Here is a 2495-nt window from a genome sequence, read left to right as displayed (position 1 = left end):
GGCCCGGCCGCCGGCCGCATCGTCGCCGTCCGTCAGGGCAATGTCATCGCCACCTCCTTCCACCCGGAGGTCACCGGTGATCTGCGGGTGCACAAGCTGTTCGTCGACACCGCGGTGCGTCCGCGCGCCGGTGTCTGACGTACTCTCGAATGTCGGACTCCATTCAGCCCCCTGAAACGAGGAAGTAGGGAATGAGCGGCCACTCCAAATGGGCCACCACCAAGCACAAGAAGGCCGGCATCGACGCGAAGCGCGGCAAGCTCTTCGCGAAGTTGATCAAGAACATCGAGGTGGCGGCCCGCACCGGTGGTAGTGACCCGGACGGCAACCCGACTCTGTACGACGCCATCCAGAAGGCGAAGAAGTCGTCGGTGCCCAACGACAACATCGAGCGTGCGCGCAAGCGCGGCGGCGGTGAAGAGGCCGGCGGCGCCGACTGGCAGACCATCATGTACGAGGGCTACGGCCCCAGTGGTGTCGCCCTGCTGATCGAGTGCCTCACCGACAACCGCAATCGCGCGGCCGGTGAAGTGCGCCTGGCGGTCACCCGCAACGGCGGCAATATGGCCGACGTCGGTTCGGTGTCGTACCTGTTCTCGCGCAAGGGCATCGTGACCCTGGACAAGGCCGGGCAGAGTGAGGACGACATCCTCATGGTCGTGCTCGACGCCGGCGCCGAAGAGGTCAACGACCTGGGCGAGGAGTGGGAGATCATCTCCGACCCGAGCGACATGATCGCGGTGCGCGCCGCGGTGCAGGCCGCCGGTCTGGACTACAACTCCGCGGAGTCGGGCTTCCAGCCGTCGATGACCGTCTCCGCCGACGCCGATCTGGCGCGCAAGGTGTTCAAGCTCGTCGACGCCCTCGAGGACAGCGACGATGTGCAGAACGTGTACACCAACCTCGATGTGAGCGACGAGGTGCTGGCCGAGCTGGACGCCTAGCCGAGGCTTACCCCCAGCAGCGCCACGACTACGCGGGCCGCATTCCTTCCCGGAATGCGGCCCGCGTCGTGTTCGACGATCGCCTGCCGCGCTCAGGACTTTCACCGACGTACCTCAGGGTGGATGAGGCCCCGAAATGGGTGAAATGCCCGATGTGCGCGAAACCTCTTGTGCGACAGGCTGAACCCGGGTCGGGACACAGTCGAAGAGGAGTTGATTCACGCATGGTTCAACGGTTGCTGGTCGGTATCGGCGCTGCCGCTCTGATCACCGCCGCGGCGGGCGCGCTGGCCCCGGCCGCCTTCGCCCAGGATCTGGCCGAGGGCGTCTCGTGCGCCGATCGCACCTGCCGCAACGACACCGACGACATCTACCGGGTCCAGGCCCGGGTCCGCTGCACGGGACTCGTCGGCCCCCACGAGATCACGGTCTGGGTCAACAGCCACTCCACGCAACAGGTCACCGCCTCGTGCCCGGACGAGTGGCCCGGATCGGACTCCATCCTGGACTGGAACTCGGTGACCGGCATCGACTACCTCAGCGCCACCGTGGACAACAGCAGTCGCCGCCGCCCCGGCGCCCCCGCACCCAGCGGTTCCTGACACTCGAGTCGCCCGAGTCGTGTTGGATCTCGGTATGCCGCGATTGCGCGCCGTGCGAGGCGATATCACCGAACAGCATGTGGATGTGATTGTGAATGCCGCGAATTCCTCTCTGCTGGGCGGCGGGGGAGTCGACGGCGCGATCCACCGCAAGGGCGGCCCGGAGATCCTGGCCGCCTGCCGGGCGCTGCGGGCCTCGCAGTACGGCGGTGGTCTGAAGACCGGGCAGGCGGTCGCCACCACGGCCGGAAAGCTGCCCGCGCAGTGGGTGATTCACACCGTTGGGCCGGTTTGGTCGGCGACCGAGGATCGTTCGGCGTTGCTGGCCTCCTGCTTCCGTGAATCCCTGCGCGTGGCCGACGAACTGGGCGCCCGGACCGTCGCCTTCCCGGCGATCTCCACCGGCGTCTACGGCTGGCCCATGGACGACGGCGCGCGTATTGCCGTCGAGACGGTGCGCGCCACCGCGACCAGGGTCGAGCAGGTGAGTTTCGTGCTCTTCAGCGAGGACGCGCTCCGGACGTTCACCGACGCGCTTCAGGGTGACTGAGGCCGTGAAATAGGGGAAATGCCCGATGCGCGTGAAACCTCCTGTGCGACAAGCTGTACCCAGGTCGGGACACAGTCGAAGAGGAGTTGATTCACGCATGGCTCAACGGTTGCTGGTCGGACTCGGCGCTGCCGCTCTGATCACCGCCGCGGCTGGCGCGCTCGCCCCGGCCGCCTTCGCCCAGGATCTGGCCGCGGGCGTCTCGTGCGGTGATCGCAGTTGCCGCAACGACACCGACGACATCTACCGCATCCAGGTGCGGGTGCACTGTTCGGGATGGGGCGACGGGTACGAGACCTCGATCACCATGCCGGTCATTGTGCCGCCGACCCCGCTCGGCGCGGATCAGCCGCGAGAACGACCCGGCATCCGACTCGCGAATGACTGCAACCCGGACAG

General features: G+C 67.1%; 4 protein-coding genes and 1 pseudogene. All 5 read left to right on the top strand.

What is annotated here, in order from left to right:
- Positions 1-138, top strand: a pseudogene (locus ACWELQ_RS43690) (pyridoxal 5'-phosphate synthase glutaminase subunit PdxT); the annotation flags it as partial.
- Between the two features lie 53 nt (positions 139-191).
- Positions 192-944 carry a YebC/PmpR family DNA-binding transcriptional regulator gene (locus tag ACWELQ_RS43685; RefSeq protein WP_452402851.1) on the top strand — a complete coding sequence of 251 codons (753 nt, stop codon included), beginning with the start codon at positions 192-194 and terminating at the stop codon, positions 942-944.
- Positions 945-1168: 224 nt separating this feature from the next.
- Positions 1169-1546 (top strand): hypothetical protein, encoded by a 378-nt coding sequence (locus ACWELQ_RS43680; protein ID WP_452402850.1) that lies wholly within the window; start codon positions 1169-1171, stop codon positions 1544-1546.
- Between the two features lie 34 nt (positions 1547-1580).
- Positions 1581-2096, top strand: coding sequence for an O-acetyl-ADP-ribose deacetylase (locus ACWELQ_RS43675; protein ID WP_452402849.1), 516 nt, complete (start codon positions 1581-1583; stop codon positions 2094-2096).
- Between the two features lie 97 nt (positions 2097-2193).
- Positions 2194-2495: hypothetical protein (locus ACWELQ_RS43670; protein ID WP_452402848.1), on the top strand; the 302-nt coding region annotated here is incomplete at its 3' end.

The organism is Nocardia sp. NPDC004722 (assembly GCF_053601505.1).
This window is presented reverse-complemented; position numbering and strand designations above follow the sequence as displayed.

Coding starts and splice junctions, on each gene's coding strand:
- ACWELQ_RS43685 (WP_452402851.1), top strand. CDS start 192: ATGAGCGGCCACTCCAAATGGGCCACCACCAAGCACAAGAAGGCCGGC.
- ACWELQ_RS43680 (WP_452402850.1), top strand. CDS start 1,169: ATGGTTCAACGGTTGCTGGTCGGTATCGGCGCTGCCGCTCTGATCACC.
- ACWELQ_RS43675 (WP_452402849.1), top strand. CDS start 1,581: ATGCCGCGATTGCGCGCCGTGCGAGGCGATATCACCGAACAGCATGTG.